We start from the raw sequence: 2,343 nt of genomic DNA, 5'->3' as shown, positions 1-2,343 counted from the left end.
TTTCTCTCAAATCTAAGACGCACCCTCATAACTGTTCTTTGAGAAATAATATTTTCACGTTTGTATTTTACGGGAACAAAAGATTTTTCTTCAACATCAATCTCTCCCTTTTTTTCATCTAAACCTTTCTTATATTCCTTTAAAAGATCCTCTTTGCCGATGCCAAAATCAAGGTGGTCCCAAGGAAAATGCTCATTTTCGTTTCGTTGCCGGTAAATATAAAAGGCATAGTCTATTTTTTCTTCTTCAAAAGAGGCTTTCCATAAACTAAATTCAAATTGCTCTTTCCACTGGTCAAACCTTGCTCCTTTTTGCCATGCTTTATAGATGACTTTTGAAAGGCGCCTGTCACCGCGAGCTAAAACCGCTTCAAGAATACTCGGTTCAACAAAGCCGCTTTTTATTGATGCCGGCAATATTTTCTTAAGTTTATACATTTTTTCTTTTAAATTTTCTTCTTTTTCCATAGCTGCCCACTGAAAAGCAGTTTGAGCTTTAGGAACAAAATAGGATAATGCAATATTGAAATTGAATCTCGGAACCTGTTTTTTGATATAGCGAATAAGATTATTTATACCTTCTATATCTTCGTTTGTTTCAGTAGGAAGGCCCAACATAAAATAAAGTTTAACGTTCTGCCAGCCCATAGAAGAAGCAAGAAGCAGGGTTTCAATAATATTCTTATCAGAAAGATATTTCCCTATAACATTTCTTAATCTTTCAGTACCTGCTTCCGGAGCAAAGGTAAGATTCGTTTTTTTGTTGTAATCAAGATTTTTTGCAATTTCCAGCGAAAATTTTTCGCATCGCAGCGAAGGCAAAGAAACATTAATTCTTTTTTCGCAAAATTGGTTATGGAATTCCGAAAGAACCTCATTTAAATCCTTGTAATCTGTGCATGAAAGAGATGAGAAAGAAATTTCTCCAAATCCTGTATTAGAAATACTTTTTGAAGCAAAATCAATAACCTGTTTCGGGGTCCGGGTCCGCCATGGAAAATAATATTTTGATGCGGAACAAAACCTGCATTTTCTCGGGCATCCTCTGGCTATTTCTATGTTTATCCTGTTATGTATCGTTTCCATATAAGGAACAATCTTTTCGGTTGGGACAAGCGCGTTTTCAAGCTTTACTGTACTTTTATAGACTTTATCGGGGACACCTTTTTTATTCGGCAGCACTGATTTTATTGTGCCGTCCGAATTGTAATCAACATCATAAAATGATGGCACATAAATACCTTCTATTTTTGATAAATCTTCTAAAAGTTCTTCCTTTTTTCTGGATGCAGATTTTAATTTTCTAACAGTATCAATAATTTCAAGCATTGCTTCTTCCCCGTCTCCCAAAACAAATGCGTCAAAAAAATCCGCTAAGGGTTCGGGGTTTAGAGTCATGGGTCCCCCGCCTATAACCAGAGGAAACATTTCTTTTCTATCTTTGGCATAAAAAGGAATTTCAGAGAGATGAAGCAAATTTAGTATGTTTGCGGAGCATAATTCATATTGAAGGGTTATGCCTAAAATATCAAATTTTTTAATTGGTGTTCTTGTTTCAAGGGAAAAAAGGGGTATATTTTTCTGGCGCATCAAATTTTCCATATCGGGCGCGGGCAAGTAGCATCTTTCAGCGAAGCTTGAATCTTTTCGGTTTATTATGTGGTAAAGAATTTCAAGCCCGAGGTTAGACGCTCCTACCTCATACAGATCCGGAAAACACAAACAAACAGAGGTGTTGTCTTTTGAAAAGTTTTTTCTATGGGAGTTCCATTCTTGATTTATGTATCTGACAGGTTTTTGAACCAAAGGCAGGATATTTTCTATTTCAATTTTATTTTCCATTTCTAATTCTCGATTTCCTTTTCCTGTAGTCAATAATTATTCTTTTAATCGCCCAGTAACTGAATACGGCAACAATTAATGAAATTATTGTATTTCCAACAAGATAGATTATTGCCAAATCACCAAAATTATGAAAAATGCTTTTATCCTTAATCGCATTTAATACGAAATTATATTTTTTGGAAAAAATAATTCCCCCGACAAAAGCGCTTAAAATCCAAAAAAGGGGAGTTGTTAAAGGATTCATAATTATGAAAGCCCCCAGTATTGTGGCAACATAATTTAGCCTAAATATCCATGAAAGAAATACAGCCAAAATCCCTCCGAGCCAAAATGTCGGGAAAATGCCGATAAACGAACCAATAGCAAATCCCATTGCAATTTTATGCGGACTGTCATTAATCCTTAACAATTTAAAATACGCGAGTTTAATTGATCGTAAAATATTATTTATCATTTTGGATTTTTAAACGGAATTCCTAGTTAGTAAATCTGCGAATTT

Annotated in this window: 2 protein-coding genes; both read right to left on the bottom strand. The window is 34.7% G+C overall.

The genetic code is table 11. The features are described from left to right. Positions 1-1,841 (bottom strand): TIGR03960 family B12-binding radical SAM protein (locus NT145_00450; GenBank protein MCX5781168.1); only part of this gene is annotated, 1,841 nt, incomplete at its 3' end. Beyond that, positions 1,831-2,298 (bottom strand): DUF2062 domain-containing protein, encoded by a 468-nt coding sequence (locus tag NT145_00445; GenBank protein ID MCX5781167.1) that lies wholly within the window; start codon positions 2,296-2,298, stop codon positions 1,831-1,833. The genes NT145_00450 and NT145_00445, both read right to left, overlap by 11 nt. Between the last annotated feature and the right edge of the window lie 45 nt (positions 2,299-2,343).

The organism is Elusimicrobiota bacterium (genome assembly GCA_026388075.1).
Lineage (GTDB): Bacteria > Elusimicrobiota > Endomicrobiia > Endomicrobiales > JAPLKN01 > JAPLKN01.
This window is presented reverse-complemented; position numbering and strand designations above follow the sequence as displayed.